At 71.4% G+C, this 19,062-nt stretch carries 19 protein-coding genes and 1 riboswitch; of the genes, 8 read left to right on the top strand and 11 right to left on the bottom strand.

Annotation, left to right across the window (positions count from 1 at the left end):
• Positions 1 to 162: 162 nt before the first annotated feature.
• The 5 genes from ACIP6U_RS40110 to ACIP6U_RS40090 all read right to left on the bottom strand — a co-directional run bounded on the left by ACIP6U_RS40110 (position 163) and on the right by ACIP6U_RS40090 (position 6,539).
• Positions 163 to 1,776, bottom strand: coding sequence for an ABC transporter ATP-binding protein (locus ACIP6U_RS40110; RefSeq protein WP_401727690.1), 1,614 nt, complete (start codon positions 1,774 to 1,776; stop codon positions 163 to 165).
• Positions 1,773 to 2,906 (bottom strand): energy-coupling factor transporter transmembrane component T, encoded by a 1,134-nt coding sequence (locus ACIP6U_RS40105; protein WP_401727689.1) that lies wholly within the window; start codon positions 2,904 to 2,906, stop codon positions 1,773 to 1,775. Before ACIP6U_RS40105 ends, ACIP6U_RS40110 begins: the two co-directional genes overlap by 4 nt.
• Positions 2,899 to 3,561 (bottom strand): SCO2322 family protein, encoded by a 663-nt coding sequence (locus ACIP6U_RS40100; RefSeq protein WP_401727688.1) that lies wholly within the window; start codon positions 3,559 to 3,561, stop codon positions 2,899 to 2,901. The genes ACIP6U_RS40105 and ACIP6U_RS40100 overlap by 8 nt, the downstream gene beginning before the upstream one ends.
• The gene (locus ACIP6U_RS40095) at positions 3,558 to 4,859 is read right to left on the bottom strand and encodes a prenyltransferase/squalene oxidase repeat-containing protein (RefSeq protein ID WP_401727687.1); all 1,302 of its coding nucleotides are present in this window, start codon (positions 4,857 to 4,859) and stop codon (positions 3,558 to 3,560) included. Before ACIP6U_RS40095 ends, ACIP6U_RS40100 begins: the two co-directional genes overlap by 4 nt.
• A 133-nt stretch (positions 4,860 to 4,992) precedes the next feature.
• Positions 4,993 to 5,084: riboswitch (cobalamin riboswitch) on the bottom strand.
• Between the two features lie 135 nt (positions 5,085 to 5,219).
• Complete coding sequence (locus tag ACIP6U_RS40090; RefSeq protein ID WP_401727686.1) at positions 5,220 to 6,539, bottom strand: PucR family transcriptional regulator; 1,320 nt, start codon at positions 6,537 to 6,539, stop codon at positions 5,220 to 5,222.
• A 287-nt stretch (positions 6,540 to 6,826) separates the two neighbouring features.
• On the opposite strand from ACIP6U_RS40090, the gene ACIP6U_RS40085 reads away from it, so the two are divergent.
• Positions 6,827 to 7,699: a DUF4394 domain-containing protein gene (locus ACIP6U_RS40085; RefSeq protein WP_401727685.1), complete on the top strand. Its 873-nt coding sequence runs from the start codon at positions 6,827 to 6,829 to the stop codon at positions 7,697 to 7,699.
• A gap of 102 nt (positions 7,700 to 7,801) precedes the next feature.
• Here ACIP6U_RS40085 and ACIP6U_RS40080 read toward each other — a convergent pair whose 3' ends face one another.
• Complete coding sequence (locus tag ACIP6U_RS40080; protein WP_401727684.1) at positions 7,802 to 8,830, bottom strand: MBL fold metallo-hydrolase; 1,029 nt, start codon at positions 8,828 to 8,830, stop codon at positions 7,802 to 7,804.
• A gap of 210 nt (positions 8,831 to 9,040) precedes the next feature.
• Between ACIP6U_RS40080 and ACIP6U_RS40075 the strand changes: the two genes are divergently transcribed.
• The 3 genes from ACIP6U_RS40075 to ACIP6U_RS40065 are packed head-to-tail and all read left to right on the top strand — an operon-like array spanning position 9,041 to position 11,338.
• Entirely contained in the window at positions 9,041 to 10,498 is a 1,458-nt protein-coding gene (locus ACIP6U_RS40075; protein ID WP_401727683.1) for an aldehyde dehydrogenase, read from the top strand.
• 5 nt (positions 10,499 to 10,503) lie between these two features.
• On the top strand, positions 10,504 to 10,737 hold the full coding sequence (locus tag ACIP6U_RS40070; RefSeq protein ID WP_401727855.1) for a ferredoxin: 234 nt from the start codon (positions 10,504 to 10,506) through the stop codon (positions 10,735 to 10,737).
• A 55-nt stretch (positions 10,738 to 10,792) separates the two neighbouring features.
• Complete coding sequence (locus tag ACIP6U_RS40065; RefSeq protein WP_401727682.1) at positions 10,793 to 11,338, top strand: hypothetical protein; 546 nt, start codon at positions 10,793 to 10,795, stop codon at positions 11,336 to 11,338.
• A gap of 19 nt (positions 11,339 to 11,357) precedes the next feature.
• Here ACIP6U_RS40065 and ACIP6U_RS40060 read toward each other — a convergent pair whose 3' ends face one another.
• Complete coding sequence (locus tag ACIP6U_RS40060; protein ID WP_401727681.1) at positions 11,358 to 12,035, bottom strand: TetR family transcriptional regulator; 678 nt, start codon at positions 12,033 to 12,035, stop codon at positions 11,358 to 11,360.
• Between the two features lie 210 nt (positions 12,036 to 12,245).
• Here ACIP6U_RS40060 and ACIP6U_RS40055 point away from each other — a divergent pair, with 210 nt between their 5' ends.
• From ACIP6U_RS40055 to ACIP6U_RS40045, 3 genes are read left to right on the top strand one after another with little or no spacing between them, the layout of a single operon-like run.
• Complete coding sequence (locus ACIP6U_RS40055) at positions 12,246 to 13,628, top strand: glycosyltransferase family 4 protein (RefSeq protein ID WP_401727680.1); 1,383 nt, start codon at positions 12,246 to 12,248, stop codon at positions 13,626 to 13,628.
• Entirely contained in the window at positions 13,622 to 14,365 is a 744-nt protein-coding gene (locus tag ACIP6U_RS40050; RefSeq protein ID WP_401727679.1) for a class I SAM-dependent methyltransferase, read from the top strand. The genes ACIP6U_RS40055 and ACIP6U_RS40050 overlap by 7 nt, the downstream gene beginning before the upstream one ends.
• On the top strand, positions 14,362 to 15,432 hold the full coding sequence (locus ACIP6U_RS40045) for a prenyltransferase/squalene oxidase repeat-containing protein (RefSeq protein WP_401727678.1): 1,071 nt from the start codon (positions 14,362 to 14,364) through the stop codon (positions 15,430 to 15,432). Before ACIP6U_RS40050 ends, ACIP6U_RS40045 begins: the two co-directional genes overlap by 4 nt.
• Before the next feature lie 20 nt (positions 15,433 to 15,452).
• Here ACIP6U_RS40045 and ACIP6U_RS40040 read toward each other — a convergent pair whose 3' ends face one another.
• Complete coding sequence (locus ACIP6U_RS40040) at positions 15,453 to 15,740, bottom strand: hypothetical protein (protein ID WP_401727677.1); 288 nt, start codon at positions 15,738 to 15,740, stop codon at positions 15,453 to 15,455.
• Positions 15,741 to 15,885: 145 nt separating this feature from the next.
• On the opposite strand from ACIP6U_RS40040, the gene ACIP6U_RS40035 reads away from it, so the two are divergent.
• Positions 15,886 to 16,476 carry a hypothetical protein gene (locus ACIP6U_RS40035; RefSeq protein ID WP_401727676.1) on the top strand — a complete coding sequence of 197 codons (591 nt, stop codon included), beginning with the start codon at positions 15,886 to 15,888 and terminating at the stop codon, positions 16,474 to 16,476.
• Positions 16,477 to 16,482: 6 nt separating this feature from the next.
• Here the strand turns inward: ACIP6U_RS40035 and ACIP6U_RS40030 are convergent, their stop codons facing one another.
• The 3 genes from ACIP6U_RS40030 to ACIP6U_RS40020 all read right to left on the bottom strand — a co-directional run bounded on the left by ACIP6U_RS40030 (position 16,483) and on the right by ACIP6U_RS40020 (position 18,949).
• A complete protein-coding gene (locus ACIP6U_RS40030) occupies positions 16,483 to 17,487 on the bottom strand; it encodes an LLM class F420-dependent oxidoreductase (protein WP_401727675.1) in 1,005 nt (334 codons plus the stop codon).
• Positions 17,488 to 17,626: 139 nt separating this feature from the next.
• Positions 17,627 to 18,436, bottom strand: a complete 810-nt coding sequence (locus ACIP6U_RS40025) for a hypothetical protein (protein WP_401727674.1) — start codon at positions 18,434 to 18,436, stop codon at positions 17,627 to 17,629.
• Between the two features lie 336 nt (positions 18,437 to 18,772).
• Positions 18,773 to 18,949: a hypothetical protein gene (locus ACIP6U_RS40020; RefSeq protein ID WP_401727673.1), complete on the bottom strand. Its 177-nt coding sequence runs from the start codon at positions 18,947 to 18,949 to the stop codon at positions 18,773 to 18,775.
• Positions 18,950 to 19,062: the final 113 nt, after the last annotated feature.

The raw sequence follows: 19,062 nt of genomic DNA, 5'->3' as shown, positions 1-19,062 counted from the left end.
GCGCGGGTGTGTGCGGGGTCGGCGCCCCGGGCGTGTGCCGGGTGGCGTGGCCGTGCTCCGGCGGGATGGTGTCCTCGGGGGCCGGCGGAGGCGTCTTCGCGGTCCCGTGCGCGGCTGCCTGCCACGGGCCGCGCGGGATCGCCTTCCTGATCCATCGCCCGGTCATGCGAGAGCCTCGCGCACCTGCGCCACCGTGAGCCACTGCTGCGGCGCCAGGATCTTCGTCACCTGCGGGGCGAAGGACGGCGAGGACACGACCACCTCGGTCGTCGGACCGTCGGCGATCACCTCACCCTCGGCCAACAGGACGACCCGGTGGGCGAGTTCGGCCGCCAGCTCCACGTCGTGCGTCGCGAGGACGATGGCGTGCCCCTCGGCGGCGAGCGACCGCAACAGCCCTACGAGCCGTGCCTTCGCCGCGTAGTCCAACCCTCGCGTCGGCTCGTCGAGCAGGAGCAGCGGCGGGCGTGCGGTCAGTACGACGGCCAGCGCGAGCGTGAGCCGCTGGCCCTCGGAGAGGTCACGGGGGTGGACGTCGTCGGCGACACCGGGGAGGAGGTCCGACAGCAGCGCACGACAGCTACCGGGCTCGGCCCCCGCGTCCCGGTCGGCCGCCGCGCACTCACCGGCGACCGTGTCGGCGTACAGCAGATCGCGCGGCTCCTGCGGGACCAGACCGACCTTCCGTACGAGGTCCCGGGGCCGCGTGCGGTGCGGGGTGAGGCCACCGACGCGTACCGTCCCGCCGCTCGGCTCGACCAGCCCGACGAGCGCCCCGAGGAGCGTCGACTTCCCGGCGCCGTTGCGTCCCATGAGGGCGACGGTCTCGCCGGGGGAGACGGTGAGGTCGACGTGCCGGAGAGCTCGAACGCGGGCGCGTCGGACGGCGAGGGCGCGAACCTCCGCGATGGGCGCGGGAGTTGAGGAGGCGGCGGGGGTCGGGGTGGGCGGCACCTCGTGGTCCGCCAGCCGCTCCCGCAGGGCACCCGCCCGCCTTCGCGCATCCCTGACCGACAACGGCAGCGGCGACCACCCGGCCAGCCGCCCCAGCCCCACCACCGGCGGATACACCGGCGATACGGCCATCATCTCGGCCGGTGTGCCGAGCAGCGGGGCGGCTCCCGGGGCGGGCAGGACGGCGACCTGGTCGGCGTACTGGACGACCCGTTCCAGCCGGTGCTCCGCCAGCAGGACCGTCGTGCCGAGGTCGTGGACGAGGCGTTGGAGCACCGCGAGGACCTCCTCCGCGGCGGCCGGGTCGAGGGCCGAGGTCGGTTCGTCGAGGACCAGGACGCGGGGGTGCGGGGTGAGCACCGAGCCGATGGCGACGCGCTGTTGCTGTCCGCCGGAGAGCGTGGCGATCGCCCGGTCGCGCAGCTCGGCGAGGCCCAGCAGGTCGAGCGTCTCCTCGACCCGGCGGCGCATGACGTCCGGCGCCAGCCCCAACGACTCCATCCCGTAGGCGAGTTCGTCCTCGACGGTGTCCGTCACGAAGTGGGAGAGCGGGTCCTGGCCCACCGTGCCCACGACGTCGGCGAGTTCACGCGGCTTGTGCGTCCGGGTGTCGCGTCCGGCGACCGTGACGCGACCGCGCAGGGTGCCGCCGGTGAAGTGCGGGACCAGGCCGCTCACGGAGTTGAGGATCGTCGACTTGCCGGTGCCCGACGGGCCGACGAGCAGGACGAGTTCACCCTCGGGGACCTCGAGGTCCACGCCCCGCACGGCGGGTTCGGCGGCTCCGTCGTAGGTCACGGAGACATCCTCGAAGCGGATCACGACGGCTCCTCGGGGGCGGAAGCGGAGGCGGGGGTGGGTGCGACGAACGGGGGCAGCAGGCCGACGAGCACGGCCGCGGCCGGCCACAGGGGGAGGGCGGGCGCGACCAGTGGGACGACACCGGGATGCAGCGCGTCCGGATCGGCGCTCGCGGCGAGGGCGAGCAGTGCGGCGACGGCCGCCCCGGAACCGGCGACCAGCCAGGCGCGTACGCCCCAGTGGTCGGGGCGATAGCGGGTCCGGATGCTGCGCCGACCCCCGAGCCGCAGCCCACCGAGCGCCGCCACGAGCCCCGCGAGCAGCAACGGCAGCCCGTACGTGCCCCCTTCGGCGGTGAGCAGCCCGTACGTGCCCGCGCAGACGCCGAGCAGACCGCCGAGGGTGAGGGCGGCGGTCGTACGGCGGACCGGGGCGGGCACGTCGGCGGTGCGGCCGTAGCCGCGGGCGTCCATCGCGGCGGCGAGGGCGACGGAACGCTCCAACGCGCCCTCCAGGACCGGGAGTCCGACCTGGAGCAGGCCGCGGACGCCCTTGTCCGGACGGCCCCGCAACCGGCGCGCGGCGCGCAGGCGTTGGACGTCGGCGATGAGGTTCGGCGCGAAGGTGAGCGCGACGACCACCGCCACGCCGATCTCGTACAGGGCGCCCGGCAGGGACTTGAGCAGCCGGGCCGGGTTGGCGAGGGCGTTCGCCGCGCCCACGCAGATCAGCAGGGTGGCCAGCTTCAGGCCGTCGTAGAGCGCGAAGACGAGCGCCTCCGCGGTGACCTCGCCGCCGAGCCGGATGCCCTGCGCCCAGTGCGGGAGCGGGACTTCGGGGAGCGTGACGAGCACGTGCGTGCCGGGGATGGGGGAGCCGAGGGCGACGGCGAAGAAGAGGCGGATGAGGAGGACGGCGAGCGCGAGTTTGACGAAGGCCGCGTAGGAGCGCGCCCAGGGGGTGTCGGGGCGGCAGGTGGCCACGACGTACGCGGAGACCGCGACGAGCAGGGCGAGGAGGAGGGGGTTGGTGGTGCGGGTGGCGGCGGTGCCGAGGCCCAGCGACCACAACCACCAGGCACCGGGGTGGAGTTGCCGTCCGTGACCGGCGGCCGTGCGGGCGCCGAGGCGGGGTGCGCGGACGTCAGCCATGCCTGCGTCGCCGCGCCTGCCACACCGCTGCCGCCCCCAGCAGGGCGACGGCCCCGGCACCGGCCCACAGCCCGACCGAGGGTCCGCCGTCGTCGTCCTTCGGCGCCTTCTTCCGCACCTCGGTGGTCGGCTTCTTCCCGGCCGACACCTGCTCCCCGCACCCCGTCCGCGGATACCCCGCGATCGCGCAGAGCAGCGCGCCGGTGTCGTACCGCAGGGGCTTCGCGACCGAGGCGAGCGCCTGCGCCGTCGTCGCGTCGGACGCCACCCGCGCACAGGCCGTACGCCGGGCCGGCGGGGTCTCGCCCGACGGGGCGTCCGCCGCCGTACCGAAGTCGATGACCAGCGCGACCCGCTTCTCGCCGTCCTTGGCGGGCGTCCGCGCGCAGATGACGGTGAAGACCGCCGGTCCGCGCGGCCGCGCCGAGTCCGAGGAGTCCTCGCTGACCGAGAAGCGGAAGCCCTGGACGTCTCCGTCGGACGGGCGGGCGGTGGAGGGGCCCTGGGTGGCGTAGGCCCAGGTGTCGCCGGTGCGGTCCCAGAAGGACCAGTAGCGGTAGCCGGCGGCCTGGGCGGGGGCGGCCTGGCCGATGCCGGCGGCCAGGGCGACGAGGAGGAGGACGGCGAGGTGCAGGGCGTGCCGGGCGCGGGTCACGGCTGCTGCCGCCGTCGGCCGCGGAACATCAGCGTGGCGCCGATGAGGGCGCCGATCAGGAGGCCGCCGCCGATCGCCCAGACGGCCTTCGGGGTGCCGTCGTCACCGTCCGCCGACTTGGTGGCAGGGGTGGCCGTGTCGGTGGCCTGCGCGTCGGACGTCTTCTTCGGTGTCGGGCCGGTCGCACCGAGCTGGTCGACCAGGTTCTGCCCGCCGAAGTCCCGGGGATCGGCGCCCGCGTCGGTGGCGGCGAGGATCAGCTGCGCGTACGCGGCGGGGCCGGCCTGCGCCGCCCACTTCGCGGAGTTCGCCTCCAGCCAGCGCACGGCGGGCTTCGCCTGGTCGGCGAGGCCGGCCGAGGTGAGGGCGACGACCGCGTCGGCGGTGTTGCCGTAGTCGGGCTGGTCGTCGGCGCCGGGGAGGGCGGAGGTCAGGTGGCCGTCCTTGGCGAGGGCCTTGGCGAGATAACCGGCGCCGTTCAGCGCGGCGCGCTCGGGGTCGGCGGTCTTCGCGCAGGCGGAGGGGGTCTCGGTGCGGGCGGTGCCCTCGGTGCCGGAGCCGGTGATGGGCTCGCCGAGCGCGCCCAGGACCGCCGCCGCGGTGGCGTCCGCGTTGGCGGTGAGGGCGCCCTTCTTGTCCGGCTGGTAGGCGAAGGCGCCCGCGTCGGCGCCGGTGCAGGGCAGGGCGAGCGCGAGCAGGGCGTCGTAGGGGGACTTGCCGGAGCTGCCGGAGCCGGCGCCCTTGCGGATGTCCTGCGGCTTCGTTCCGGCCGTGGCGAACGCGCCGATGACGACGGACGTCGAGTTCGCGTCGCTGGGCCCGCCCGCCGTGTACCCCCAGCCGCCGTCCTTGTTCTGCACGGACTTCAGCCAGGCCAGCGCGTTGTCGGTCGCGGTGTCGTGGCCGCCCAGCGCCGCGAGCGCCTGTACGGCGACGGCCGTGCTGTTGGTGTCGGCGGCGCAGGGCTTCCCGGCGTCCGCGCGGAAGGCGCCGAAGGCACCGTTCGCGCACTGCTGCCCGGCCAGCCAGGTCACCGCCTTGTCGGCCGGGACCACCCCCACGGCGTCCTGCGCGATCAGGGCGAGCGACTGGCGCCACACGCCGTCGTACGTCGGGTCGGCGGTGCCGTAGAGCCCGGCGGGGATCGCCACGGACGGCGAGGGCGAGGGCGTCGCGGCGAGGGCGGGTGCGGCGGAACCGACGACCGCGGAGCCGATGACTGCGGTGCCGACGGTTACGGAGCCGATGACTGCTTTGGCGGCGGCCAGGGCCGCGGCGGTGCGGCGGACGGCGTTCATGATCGGCGGATGCCTCTCCCTGCGGGAGCCGGGCAGGCGCACGGGACACCCCGGGCGGCTCGGCTCCGTATGCCTCGACGGTGCCGTGCGCCGACGGGTTGCCGACACACCTGAGCCGGTCACGATCCGCGCGGGGCGATCCGGCTCACCGGTCCCAGGGCCTCTCGGGCTCTCGCGGACCGGCACACGGTTGCGGGTCAGCGCCGGAATTGCACCGGCTTCCCCCCGTACGGGTGTGATGACGACCTGGCCACTCTACCGGGGCGTAGGAATCGGCTGAGGGCCGCCTGTGAGCCCGAGCGGATCCGGTTCGCGGCTTCGCCTCACCGGCCGGGGGGAGGGGGGGCTGAGCACCGAGGGTCAGTGCCACGCCCCCGACAGGTCCCGGGCGACGACGGTGGTGAAGAGCCGGACGCCGTGTGTCGAGCCGGGGTCGGTGTCGGTGAGTTCGCGGACCCGGCGCAGGCGGTAGTCGAGGGTGCGCGGGTGGATGTTGAGGGCCGCGGCCGCGGGACCGCGGTTCATGTCGTGGCGGTAGTACGCGTCGAGGGTGATCAACAGGTCCGGGCCGGATGCCAGGCGCCGGGCCGTCGTACGGAGCCAGTCGTCGACGAACGGCTCCTCGGCGACGGAGAGTTCGATGAAGACGTCCGCCAGGGTGTGCGGTCTCAGCCGGGTCGACGCGCGTCGCAGCGGGGCCGCCCGGCTGATCCGCCGGGCCAGGTCGAACGCGTCCGCGAGGCCGGTCAGCGGTGCGGTGGCGGTGCCGGCGGCACAGGGGCGGCCGAGGGCGTCGGCGAAGTCCCGTAAGAGGTCGGGCACGACATCCGGTAATCGGTCCGGTACGGGATCCGGTGTATCCGGTGAATCCGGTACCAGGGCGACCAGTTCACCGCCTCGGTCGGTGCCGGTGCCGGTGCCGGTGCCTGTGCTGCTGCCGCTGCCGGTACCGCTGCCGATTCCTCCGCCGGCCCCGTACTTGTCCCCGGCCCCGTGTCCGTGGCGTTCCGGGTACCACGTCACCGGTACCCGGTGTGTCTTCACCAGTGCTTCGATGTCGTTCCTCAGTTCGCGGTCGCCGGCCGGGCGGTCCGGTACCCGGATCACCAACACCGTGTAGAACTCGGCCAGTTCCATGTCGGCGACCTGGGCCAGCTCCTCCGCCGTCCCGTTCTCGGACAGCAACGCCCTTGCCAGCAGCGAGACTTGCTCGACGTACGGCTTGCGGCGACGCATGACCGTCACGAAGCCCCGGCGGTAGGCGCCGATGCCGCGTTCGCCCTGGGGGGCGAACCAGCCCATGATGCGCATGAGTTCGTCGAGGTCGCCGCCGCGCAGGGCCTCGGTCGCCTCGTTGATCTCGCGCAGCATCAGCTCGGTGTGGACGCGCAGGACGCGGTGCCGTGAGTCCAGCGACATCCCCGCGCCGGCCCGCACCTCGCCCATCGACGCGATGTAGTCGAGGTCGTCGTCGGTCAGCACGCCGTTGCCCGGGGCCAGTTCGACCGTGCGGCGACGGAACCAGACCGCGTACTCCAGGGACTCGGCCCTGGCCCGGGAACTGGTGCCCAGGGACCCGAGTTCCGGTATCTCGCGTACGTACGTCTCGACCTCGCGGCGAGCGTTGGTCGACGCCCGCCGGGCCAGTTCGGCGAAGAGGCTCCCCATGAGCGTGAGCATGTCACCCAGGGTGAGGCGGTCGACAGGCGAATACCGGACGGGCATTTATCAATCCGGGTGAAACGGTGAAGCGTGTGAGGGCGGCGCATTTGTCACAGTGCGCAAAGTTCCTTTATCGGGGCGTTCTTGCGGCTCGATTCCCTTGTGAAGGAGCTGTGGCCTCGGCTTAATGAGAACCGCGCCCGATGCCCATGGGGACCGTTTCGGACAGGGACCACTTCGAATTCGCGGGGCGCGTGCCACCCAGTGACCTTCGTTCAAACGGGAGGACAACAATGTCGAAAGCCATGAAATCCGGAACCAGAAAGAGAATCGCGACCGCGGTCGCGATCGTGTCCGCGGCCACCGCGCTCATGGTGACCTCGCCCGGCTCCAGCTCCGCCGCGGCCACCCCCAAGCTGATGGCGTACGGGATCACCGCGGACGGCACGACCATGGCCAGCTTCTCCACCGACACCCCGGGGGTCCTCAACTGGGTCCGGGATGTCACCGGACTCAGCGGCGACACCAAGCTGGTCGGGATCGACCACCGGGTGCAGAACGGTCTCATGTACGGGCTCGGCGAGAAGGGCGGCATCTACACGATCAGCACCCCGCCGACCACCACGGACGTGGTCGTCACCAAGGTCTCCCAGCTCCAGATCGCGCTCTACGGCACGTCCTTCGACATCGACTTCAACCCGGCGGCCGATCGGCTGCGGGTGATCAGCAACAACGGCCAGAACCTGCGGCACAACCTGAACGACGGCACCACCGTCGCCGACTCGGCCCTGAACCTCCCGCCGTTGACCACGGCCGCCACCGGCGTGACCGGCGCCGCGTACACGAACAACGACCTGGTCGGCTCCACCGGCACCACGCTCACCGACGTGGACACCTACAACGACCAGATCACCATCCAGTCGCCCCCGAACGCCGGCAGCCTCGTCCCGACCGGCCTGCTCGGCTTCGACGCGAACCTCGAAGCCGGCTACGACATCTTCAGCACCCTCACCAACGGCAAGACGACCGCCAACTCCGCCTTCGCCACCCTCACGCCGTACAACGGCAAGGCGTCGTTCTACAGCATCGACATTCTCACCGGCGCGCCGACGCTCATCGGTACGTTCCCGACCCTGGTCCCCCTCACGGACTTCACCATCTCCATCAGCGGCACCTGACTCTCCGGGCTCCCGACAGCCTCTACTCGCCGCGGTCCGGCTTTCCCGGCCGCGGCGCAGTACGCGGCGCTCGGCCACGGAGGCCGGTTCGCCGAGGTCGGATCACACCGCCACGTACGTCACCGGCTCGCTCCCCGGCACCGCCTCCGCCCGCCCCAGCTTCACCAGCCGCCGCAGGTGCGCCTCGGCCTCCGAGACGGCGATGTTCCTTGATCCGTACGGGATCTGGGCCCAGGGCCGGTTCCACTCCATGCGCTCGGCGACCTGCCAGGGGGTGAGCGGCTCGACGAGAAGGGCGCGCAGCCCGGTGAGCCGTTCCTCGTGATGGTCGAGCAACTCCCGTACCCGGCCCGGTCCGTCGGCGAACGCGTACTGGTGGGCGGGGAGGACCTCGGCAGGGGCGAGGCGGCCGATGCGTTCGAGGGAGTCGAGGTAGTCGCCGAGCGGGTCGGTGACCGTGACGTCGTCGGGATCCTCGTACAGGCCGATGTGCGGGGTGATCTCCGGGAGCAGGTGATCGCCGGAGAACAGACGTCCGTTGCCGGGGAGTTGGGAGGGGTGCTGCTCCTCAAGGTGGAGGCAGACATGGCCGGGCGTGTGCCCCGGCGTCCAGATCGCGCGCAGCCGCCGACCGGGGAGGTCGAGCAGCTCGCCGGGGACGATCTCACGGTCGGGCAGCGCGGGGGCGAAGCCCGGCAGGGTGCTGCGCGGAGCGGCGTCGCGCAGGGGCGCCACGTGCTCCTCCGGAGCGCCGACGGTGACCAGCTTGTTGGCCATGTACGAGAACCAGCGCCCCGGCCGGGTCTCCCGCGTCCGCCGCACGATCGCGGTGTCCGCCGCGTGCATCGCGATCCAACTCCCGGACGCTTCCCGCACCTTGCCCGAAAGGCCGTGATGATCGGGGTGATGGTGGGTGACGACCACGCCATGGATCTCGGCCACCGAGGTGCCGCACCCCGTCAGCCCCTCGGCGAGCGTGTCCCAGGAGGCGGGGTCGTCCCAGCCGGTGTCGATCAGGACCGGGCCGCGGTCGGTGTCGACGACGTAGACGAGGGTGTGGCCGAGAGGGTTGTCCGGGATGGGGACCTTGATCGACCGTACGCCCCCGCCGTGATCGGCCGTGTCCACCATGGGTTCCCCTATCGCCGCGTCCCGGCCACTATAACTAGAACGCGTTTCGATGGGAGCCCGAGTCATCCGTCCGTCCCGTTCCGTGGACTCCTCCGAGTGGAACTGGTATCAGTTCCACTGAGTGCGTATCTGATGGATCGTCAGAGACTCAATGAATCGTCAGAGGCTCAGTGGAGACTCAGGGGCGAGGATCCGGGGAGGCGGTCGGCCATGGCCGAGCTCGTGGAACACGGACAGCTGTTCATCGGCGGGGAGTTGACCGACCCCCTCGGCAAGGACGTCATCGAGGTCGTCTCGCCGCACACCGAGGAGGTCATCGGACGGGTGCCGCACGCCTCGCCGGCGGACGTGGACCGGGCGGTCGCGGCGGCCCGGACGGCGTTCGACCAGGGGCCCTGGCCCCGGATGACCCTCGACGAACGGATCGAGGTGGTCGGCCGGATCAAGGACGCGATCGCCGTACGGCACGAGGAGATCGCGCGCGTGATCTCGTCCGAGAACGGGTCGCCGTACTCCTGGAGCATCCTGGCGCAGGCGCTCGGCGCGATGATGGTGTGGGACTCGGCGATCACGGTCGCGCGGAACTTCACGTACGAGGAGTACCGCGACGGCGTGCTCGGCAAGATCCTCGTCCGGCGCGAACCGGTCGGGGTGGTCGCGGCCGTCGTCCCCTGGAACGTCCCTCAGTTCGTGGCCGCGGCCAAGCTCGCGCCCGCGCTGCTGACCGGCTGCACGGTCATCCTCAAGCCGTCGCCCGAATCGCCCCTGGACGCCTACCTGTTGGGCGAGATCGCGAAGGAGGCGGGCCTGCCGGAGGGCGTGCTGTCGATCCTGCCCGCCGACCGCGAGGTCAGCGAGTACCTGGTCGGACACCCCGGCATCGACAAGGTCTCCTTCACCGGTTCCGTCCCGGCCGGCAAGCGCGTGATGGAGGTCGCCGCGCGCAACCTCACCCGCGTGACACTGGAGTTGGGGGGCAAGTCGGCGGCGGTCGTGCTGCCCGACGCGGACATCACGACGTCCGTCCCCGGCATCGTCTCGGCCGCGTGGATGAACAACGGCCAGGCCTGCGTGGCCCAGACCCGCATCCTCGTACCCCGCTCGCGCTACGACGAGTTCGCGGACGCCTTCGCCGCGGCGGCGAGCGCGCTGGTGGTCGGCGACCCGCTGGACCCGGCGACCCAGGTCGGCCCGTTGGTGGCGAAACGCCAGCAGCAGCGCAACCTCGACTACATCCGCATAGGCCAGGAGGAGGGCGCCAAGATCCTCACCGGCGGCGGCCGTCCCCCCGGCCTCGACCGCGGCTGGTACGTCGAGCCGACCCTCTTCGGAGACGTCGACAACTCCATGCGGATCGCCCGCGAGGAGATCTTCGGCCCGGTCATCTGCCTGCTCCCGTACGGCGACGAGACCGAGGCGGTGAAGATCGCGAACGACTCCGACTACGGCCTCAGCGGCAGCGTCTGGACGGCCGACGTGGCCCACGGCATCGACATCGCCCGCCAGGTCCGCACCGGCACCTACTCCGTCAACACCTTCAGCCTCGACATGCTCGGCCCCTTCGGCGGCTACAAGTCCTCAGGTCTGGGACGGGAGTTCGGCCCGGAAGGCTACGGCGAGTTCCTCGAACACAAGATGATCCACCTGCCGGCCGGCTGGGAGGCATGAGCGGTATGGGCGACCGCTGGGAGGTAGAGGTCGACCGCTCCATCTGCATCGGCTCGGCCCAGTGCGTCCACCGCGCCACGGGCGCGTTCCGTCTCGACTCGGCCATGCAGTCCCACCCGATGGAACGGGAGACCGACGCGAACGAACTCATCCTGGAGGCGGCGGAGAGCTGTCCGGTGGAGGCGATCGTGATCACGTTGCTGGGGAGCGGGGAGCCGGTTTTTCCGCCTGAGGAGTAGCTCGTACGTGCGAAACTCTGCCTCGACTGTGTGTGATCTGTGAGGCGGGAGAGCCATGCGAGGGGTGGGGACCGTGCTGTCCACGGCCGTGACGGTCGTGGTGGCCGTGGCGCTGGCGGGATGCGGCGGGGGAGACGGTGACGGGGGCGGCGGTTCGAAGGGCAAGGCGTCTGCGGTGGATGCGGGCGAGCGGACGGTGACCGTCGCCGCTGTGCAGGGGGATGTCCGGGCCGCCGTGGCGGCCGGGGGATTCGGGCGGCCGGCCTTCGCCGACGAGCGGTCGGCGACGATGCGGCGGCATCCGTGTCAGGTGGCCGCGCGGGTGCGCACCCACACCGCGCCGGACCGGAAGGCCGCCGAGCGGGTCGTCGCCGAGCTGACGGACCGCGGCTGGACGGCTGAGGAACCTTTCGTGGACGAAAGCGGGATCGCCTGGGCGCTGGACCGAGACGGCTGGACGTTGAGTGTCATCGCCGGCGATGCGTACCCGCAGGAGATGTGGGCGGCCCTTCCGCCCGAAGACGGAGACGGTGGGTTCGAAGGGGTGGCGTTCTTTGGATTCGGCAACTGCGGGCTCGGCACAGCCACGCCGACCCCCTGACCCCAGCCCCCGCCGAGGACTACTCCCGCTCCCTGGTCTCCGTCAGGTCGATCAACCGGCACACCGTCTCGATGTCGATCTTCACCTGGGCGATGGACGCGCGGCCCGAGAGCCAGGTGATGAGGGCCGAGTGCCAGGTGTGCTCGATGACGCGGACCGCGGAGAGCTGTTCCGGGGTCGGGTTCTCCAGGCCCATCGCGTCCAGGATGATCACCGTGGTCTGGCGGGAGACCTGGTCGACCTCGGGGGAGACGCTGCGGTCCGCGAAGGTCAGGGCGCGGACCATCGCGTCGGCCAGGTGCGGCTCGCGCTGAAGGGCGCGGAAGGCCCGCATCAGGGTCTCCGCGACCCGCTGGGCCGAGGTCTCGCCCTGGGGCGGCTTCTTGCGGAGCGTGCCGTGCATGTGTTCCAACTGGTCCTGCATGGTGGCGACCAGGAGGTGGACCTTGGACGGGAAGTACCGGTAGAGCGTGCCCAGGGCGACCTGGGAGGACTCCGCGACCTCCCGCATCTGCACCGCGTCGAAACCGCCCCGGCTGGCCAACTGCGCGCTCGCGTGCAGGATCCGGCGCCGACGTGCCTCCTGGCGCTCGGTCAGCGGCGCGGAGGACGGCAGGGTGGAAGGCAGGGTCGACGACGGGGAGGGCGGCGGGGAGGTTCTGGCCTCCGCCTTGGCCGGCTTGGCTTCCGCAGGCATGGGTCCCGTTCCGTGACGGTCGGTGAGGGCGAGTGATCGGACCGATCATGACAGGGGCTCCGTCGTGGTGTGAATCACCTGATCCACTTCTCACGGCGCCCCTACCAGCCGGTAGATTCAGAGCCTCCTGGACGATCAAGTCTGAAACTTGTTCTAGATTAGCGTCCCGGCGTAATCTCGCGGGACAGTGCAGGCAGAAGGGGGCTCAGAGTGACCGCTGAGGCCAGTCAGGCGGGTCTCCAGGAAGACCTCGCCACAGACGGCGAGCGACCGCTCCGTATCGCACTCCTCACCTATAAAGGGAACCCGTTCTGCGGCGGCCAGGGCGTCTACGTCCGCCATCTGTCGCGCGAGCTGGCCCGCCTCGGCCACCATGTCGAGGTCATCGGATCCCAGCCCTACCCGGTGCTCGACGAGGTCGAGGACCACGCGGGGCGGCTGAGCCTCACCGAGCTGCCGAGCCTGGACCTCTACCGCTCGCCGGATCCCTTCCGCACCCCCAGGCGCGACGAGTACCGCGACTGGGTCGACGCGCTCGAAGTCGCCACGATGTGGACCGGCGGCTTCCCGGAGCCCCTGACGTTCTCCCTGCGGGCCCGCCGCCATCTGCGCGCCCGGCGCGGTGAGTTCGACGTCGTGCACGACAACCAGACCCTGGGATACGGGTTGTTGGGGGAGGTGGGCGCGCCGCTGGTGACGACCATCCACCACCCCATCACCGTGGACCGGCAGTTGGAGATCGACGCCGCCGAGAACTGGCGTCAACGGCTGTCCAAGCGACGCTGGTACGCCTTCACCCGCATGCAGCGCCGGGTCGCCCGCCGGCTGCCCTCGGTCCTCACCGTCTCGGGCACCTCCCGCCGGGAGATCGTCGACCAGCTGGGGGTGCGGGACGACCGTATCCACGTGGTCCACATCGGCGCGAACGCCGAGCTCTTCTCGCCCGACCCCGCGGTGCCCGTCGTACCCGGCCGGATCGTCACCACGTCCAGCGCGGACGTCCCCCTCAAGGGCCTGGTCTTCCTGGTCGAGGCGCTCGCCAAGGTCCGTACCGAGCACCCCGACGCGCACCTCGTCGTCGTCGGCAAGCGGCCCGCCGAAGGGCCCGTCGCGCAGGCGATGGAGCGCTACGGGCTCGAAGGCGCCGTCGAGTTCGTCAAGGGCATCTCGGACGCCGAACTGGTCGACCTGATCCGCTCGGCCGAGGTCGCCTGCGTGCCGTCCCTGTACGAGGGCTTCTCACTGCCGGCCGCCGAGGCCATGGCCACCGGGACGCCGTTGGTCGCCACGACGGGCGGCGCGATTCCCGAGGTGGCCGGGCCGGATGGGGAGACCTGTCTCGCGGTGCCTCCCGGCGATCCCGGGGCGCTGGCCGCGGGGTTGAGCCGACTGCTGGGCGACCCGGAGCTGCGCGAGCGGCTCGGCCGGGACGGGCGTGAGCGGGTGCTGGCCCGCTTCACCTGGGCCCGCGCCGCCGAGGAGACGGTGGCCCGCTACCGCGAGGCGATCGCCGCCGCCGCGCCCCACAGCTCCGGCCGCCCGGCGGCCGTCAGTGTTGCAGGCATCTCATCCGAAAGCAGGGCCACGTGCTGACCGTCGACTTCTCCCGGTTCCCGCTCGCGCCGGGCGACCGCGTCCTGGACCTCGGCTGCGGAGCCGGCCGGCACGCGTTCGAGTGCTACCGGCGCGGCGCCCGGGTCGTCGCGCTGGACCAGAACGGCGAGGAGATCCGCGAGGTCGCCAAGTGGTTCGCGGCGATGGAGGAGGCGGGCGAGGCACCGGCCGGCGCGACCGCGACCGCGATGGAGGGCGACGCCCTCGCGCTGCCCTTCCCCGACGAGTCCTTCGACGTCGTCATCATCTCCGAGGTGATGGAGCACATCCCCGACGACAAGGGCGTACTCGCCGAGATGGTACGGGTGTTGAAGCCCGGCGGCCGGATCGCCGTCACCGTCCCGCGCTACGGACCCGAGAAGGTCTGCTGGGCGCTGTCCGACGCCTACCACGAGGTCGAGGGCGGCCACATCCGCATCTACAAGGCCGACGAACTCCTCGCGAAGATGCGCGAGGCGGGCCTGCGCCCCTACGGCACGCACCACGCCCACGCCCTGCACTCCCCGTACTGGTGGCTGAAGTGCGTGTTCGGCGTCGACAACGACAAGGCGCTGCCCGTGCAGGCGTACCACAAGCTCCTGGTCTGGGACATCATGAAGAAACCCCTCGCCACCCGGGTCGCCGAACAGGCGCTGAACCCGCTGATCGGCAAGAGCTTCGTGGCCTACGCGACCAAGCCGCACCTGCCCGGCCTCGCCGAGGCGGCCGCCAAGTGACCACCCCCCGGACAGAACACCTCGTCCTGCCCGGGGTCCTCACCGCGGAGGAGGCCGCCGCGACCGTGCACGGCGTCCTGGCGGTGCAGCGGGAGGACGGGGCGATCCCGTGGTTCCGCGGACACCACCTCGACCCGTGGGACCACACCGAGGCCGCGATGGCCCTGGACGCGGCCGGCGAGCACGAGGCCGCCGAGCGGGCCTACGAGTGGCTCGCACGGCACCAGAACGGGGACGGTTCCTGGTACGCGGCCTACGCCGACGGGGACTTCGCCGACGTCACCGACCGCGGCCGCGAGACGAACTTCGTGGCGTACGCGGCCGTCGGCGTCTGGCACCACTACCTCTCCACCGGCGACGACACGTTCCTGGACCGCATGTGGCCGACCGTGTACGCGGCCGTCGAGTACGTGCTGCGGCTCCAGCAGCCCGGCGGGCAGATCGGCTGGAAGGGCGAGGACGACGGCACCTTCACCACCGACGCCCTGCTGACCGGCTCGTCCTCGGTCCACCACGCGCTGTGCTGCGCGCTCGCCATCGCCGAACAGCGTGAAGAGCCGCAGCCAGACTGGGAGTTGGCGGTCGGCGCACTGCGGCACGCGATCCGCCGGCACCCGGAGCGGTTCCTGGACAAGGACCGCTACTCGATGGACTGGTACTACCCGGTGCTGGGTGGTGCGTTGACCGGTACGGAGGCCAAGTCCCGGATAGAGGACGGCTGGCAGCGCTTCGTCGTGCCCGGCCTCGGCGTGCGCTGCGTGGTCCCCAACCCGTGGGTGACCGGCGGCGAATCGGCCGAACTCGCCCTCGCGCTCTGGGCGATGGGCGAGTCCGACCGTGCGCTGGAGATCCTCCAGTCGATCCAGCACCTGCGCGATCCGGAGACCGGCCTGTACTGGACCGGCTACGTCTTCGAGGACGAGACGGTCTGGCCCCAGGAACTCACCACCTGGACGGCCGGCTCGCTCCTCCTCGCGGTCGCCGCACTGGGCGGCCACGAGGCCACCTGCGCGGTGTTCGGCGGTGAACACCTGCCCAGGGGGCTGGACCCGGACTGCTGCGACTGAGACGTCAGGCCGTTGTCGTCTCAGTGGCGCTGCATGCGTCCGGCGATGGCGTGGCCGATGAAGAGGTAGACGACCGCCGCCAGTCCGTAGCCCGCGACCACACGTGCCCACGCCTCGTCGAAGGTGAACAGGTCGCGCGACCAGCCTGCCAGCCAGTAGGCGATGTTGTGGACGAACTGCACCAGGTCGTTGGCCCGGTTGGCGTCCAGGAGGTACATCAGAATCCACAGGCCCAGGATGAGGGCCATGACGTCGGCGACGATCGCTATGACCGCGCCGGCCCGATTGCCGCTTCTGTATCGAGACATGGTTTCCGGATTGCCGCCGGATCGCATATGAAACCCGGGCGATGGGAAACCCGTTCGATGCCGCCCGAGTGGCGCCCCCGCCGGTCCCGGGTGAGGCTGTCGGAGGACAACGCCCGCTCGGGGAGGACACGCCGGAGGACTTCTCGTGCGCGTACCGATACAGCGCCTCGCAGTGGCGCTCACCCTGTGCTGTGCCCTGTTGGCCGGAGCCACCGCCTGCGGCAGCGGCGGCGGTGACAGGAGTGGCGCCCGGGAGACCACCGCCGCGGACGTGGCGGCCGCCGCGGACCGGGCGGGCACCCCGAGCCCGAGCACCTCCGCCCAGCGCCAGAAGTTCGCCAAGACCCGCTTCGTGGCCAACGCGGGTCTCGCCGCCGGGGCTTCGTACCAGTGGATCGTGAAGCCCTGGAAGGCCGGCAAGTTCAAGAAGGGCGCCAAGGGCCGCAAGTTCGCCCTCGTCAAGGCGGGCCTCGCGGGCGCGTTCGCCTACAACCGGCTCAAGGCGGCCACCCGCAACGCGAAGGGCGACCCCACCCTCGCCAAGGCCCTGGCCCCGCTCACCGCCGGCATCGACTCCCTCAAGGACCTCCCGTCCAAGCTCCGCAAGGGCGATTCCGCCGACTCGGTGGCCGGTTCCTTCGACGACATCATCAACAAGGTCAAGGACGCGGGGAAGAACGCGGGCGCGGAGGTGACCAACAAGGTGCCGTCGGCCGGGCAACTCGCGGGCGGCTGACCCGAGTTACGAGTTCAGCTCCGCCAGCACCCGCAGCGTGTGCGGGTCGGGTGCGAGGGCCAGAAGGTCCGTCACCGGGCCCTTGCGCCACAACTCCAGGCGTTCCGCGATGCGTTCGCGCGGACCGACCAGGGAGATCTCGTCGGCGAAGGCGTCCGGCACGGCCCGTACCGCCTCCTCGCGGCGGCCGGACAGGAACAGTTCCTGGATCCGGCGGGCCTCCTCCTCGTACCCCATGCGCGCCATCAGGTCGGCGTGGAAGTTGCGGGCCGCGTGGCCCATGCCGCCGATGTAGAAGCCGAGCATCATCTTGACCGGGAGGAGGCCCTCGGCGACGTCGTCGCAGACCTTCACCTGGGTCATGGGCGCGACGAGGAAGCCGTCGGGGAAGTCGGTCGTCCCGTACACCTCGGGCCGGCTCGGCGACCAGTACAGCGGCAGCCAGCCGTCGGCGATCCGGGTCGTCTGCGCCACGTTCTTCGGGCCCTCGGCGCCCAGCAGGATCGGCAGGTCGGGGCGGAGCGGGTGGGTGATCGGCTTCAGCGGCTTGCCGAGCCCGGTGCCGTCCGCGCCGCGGTAGGGGTGGGAGTGGAAGCGGCCGTCCAGTTCGACCGGCGCTTCGCGGCGGAACACCTGCCGTACGACCTCGACGTACTCCCTGGTCGCCGTCAGCGGCGACTTGGGGAACGGGCGCCCGTACCAGCCCTCCACCACCTGCGGCCCCGACAGGCCGAGCCCGAGCATGACCCGCCCGCCGGAGAGGTGGTCGAGGGTGAGCGCGTGCATCGCGGTGGTGGTGGGGGAGCGGGCCGCCATCTGGGCAATGGCCGTACCCAGCTTGATCCTTGAGGTCTGCGCGGCGATCCAGGTGAGGGGCGTGAAGACGTCGGAGCCCCACGACTCGGCGGTCCACACGGAGTCGTAGCCGAGCCGCTCCGCCTCCTGGGCGAGCGGTACGTGGTCGGCGGAGGGGCCGCGCCCCCAGTAGCCGAGTGCCAGACCGAGCCGCATGCCTGCCTCCTGACGATCCGTCAGATACCGGGTGACCGCTGGCGACTGTACGACAACGGCCCCCCGCCGGGAAGGGCGAGGGGCCGTCGGGAGACTCGGCGGTGGGACTCGGCCGCGTCGGGAAACTCTGTGCCGGGACTCAGCCGCGCTGGATGCCGCTCGTGTCCTGCAGTACGCCACGACGGCCGTCCTGCGTCTGTGCCACCAGGCTCGGACCGCGCTGCTCGACGGCCAGGTACCAGGTGCCGGGCGCCAGTTCGGCGATCGGGGACGGCGAACCGTCCTCCGCGAACAGCGGGCGCGCCACCGGCACGGCGAACCAGAACGGCGCGAACTCCCCGGCCGGCTGCGGCGGCTGGGCGGCGGGCGCCGGCTGACCACCGTAGGGCTGACCCGGCTGCGGCTGACCGCCGTAGGGCTGGGGCTGGCCGGGCTGCGGCTGCTGCGCACCCGGGTAGCCGTAACCACCGGGCGGCTGGGCGCCGTAGGGCTGGGGCGCGGCGGGGCTGGGCGCCGGGAGCAGAGCCGCCTGCAGCGGAGGCAGGAGCGGGGTGGCGATGGCGCCGCCGGCGAGGACCAGAGCGGCGATCAGACCGAGGATGAGTCCGCCGCCGACGTCCACTCCGGAGGCCAGATCGTCGAAGGGGCCCACCGGGTCGATGATCGTCCAGAAGGAGGTCCACAGGGCGAAGACGGTCAGCGAGACGCCGACCTGGCCGAGGTCGAGGCCGACGATCTTGCGTGGTTGCGGAAGTGCTCGTGCGACGACGATCAGGACCGCGCCGATGATGCCGCCGACGTACACGCTCATCAACAGGCCCAGATTGTCCCAGGCGTTGGGGATGTCGCTGCCGGAGCCGTCGTACGTGTTGAGAAACGACGCGATCAACAGCAGAATCGCTGCCCCGATCACCACGCCGTCGCCTCGAGTGAGGGAGCGGATATTCACTTCAGGTCCTTCTCGGGTCGTCTCGTCGTCAATAGGAGGCGTCACTGCCACCGTCCAGCCGTGAGGCTCCGGTGAGAAGCGCGGGGATGACCCCTCATGGTATGGACGACACTATCGTCCAGACGACCAGGGTGTCCGCTCGGATCCATCCGCCGATCACCTCTCGCCCAGGAAATCCACGAGTTCCGCAGAATCCCTGGGCGTTGGGCACTGCCCATGCACGGTGCCCGGACCTGTGCCGGACGCCAGGAGCGCTGAGGGATCGCGGTTGCGTGGACTGCTGCGGACGGCAGGTGGGTTTGTGTGCCTTCCGTCCGCTCCGGCGTCGTCCGCGCCCTAACGCTGGTGATACTTGAAGCAGACGCCGATCGGCTTGGCGGCAGTCTTGTTCGTCTGGGTGGTTGCCCATGTGTTGAGGAGCAAGACCTGGACGTCGAACCGCTTGACAACGTACTTCGTGTAGGCGTCGAGTGTGCCGTACTTGCCCTTGGGTACGTCGTGCGATCCGCTCACCGTGATGCTCCGTGACTTAGACGTCGTTTCTAATGGTGAGGAACGGATCGTCGGCGTCTATGCGTCCGTCCACTCGGCACGATTGGAGTAGGACTCGTAGCTGTACTGTGTCC

The sequence above is a fragment of the Streptomyces sp. NPDC088794 genome (assembly GCF_044750545.1).
Taxonomy (GTDB): domain Bacteria; phylum Actinomycetota; class Actinomycetes; order Streptomycetales; family Streptomycetaceae; genus Streptomyces.
This window is presented reverse-complemented; position numbering and strand designations above follow the sequence as displayed.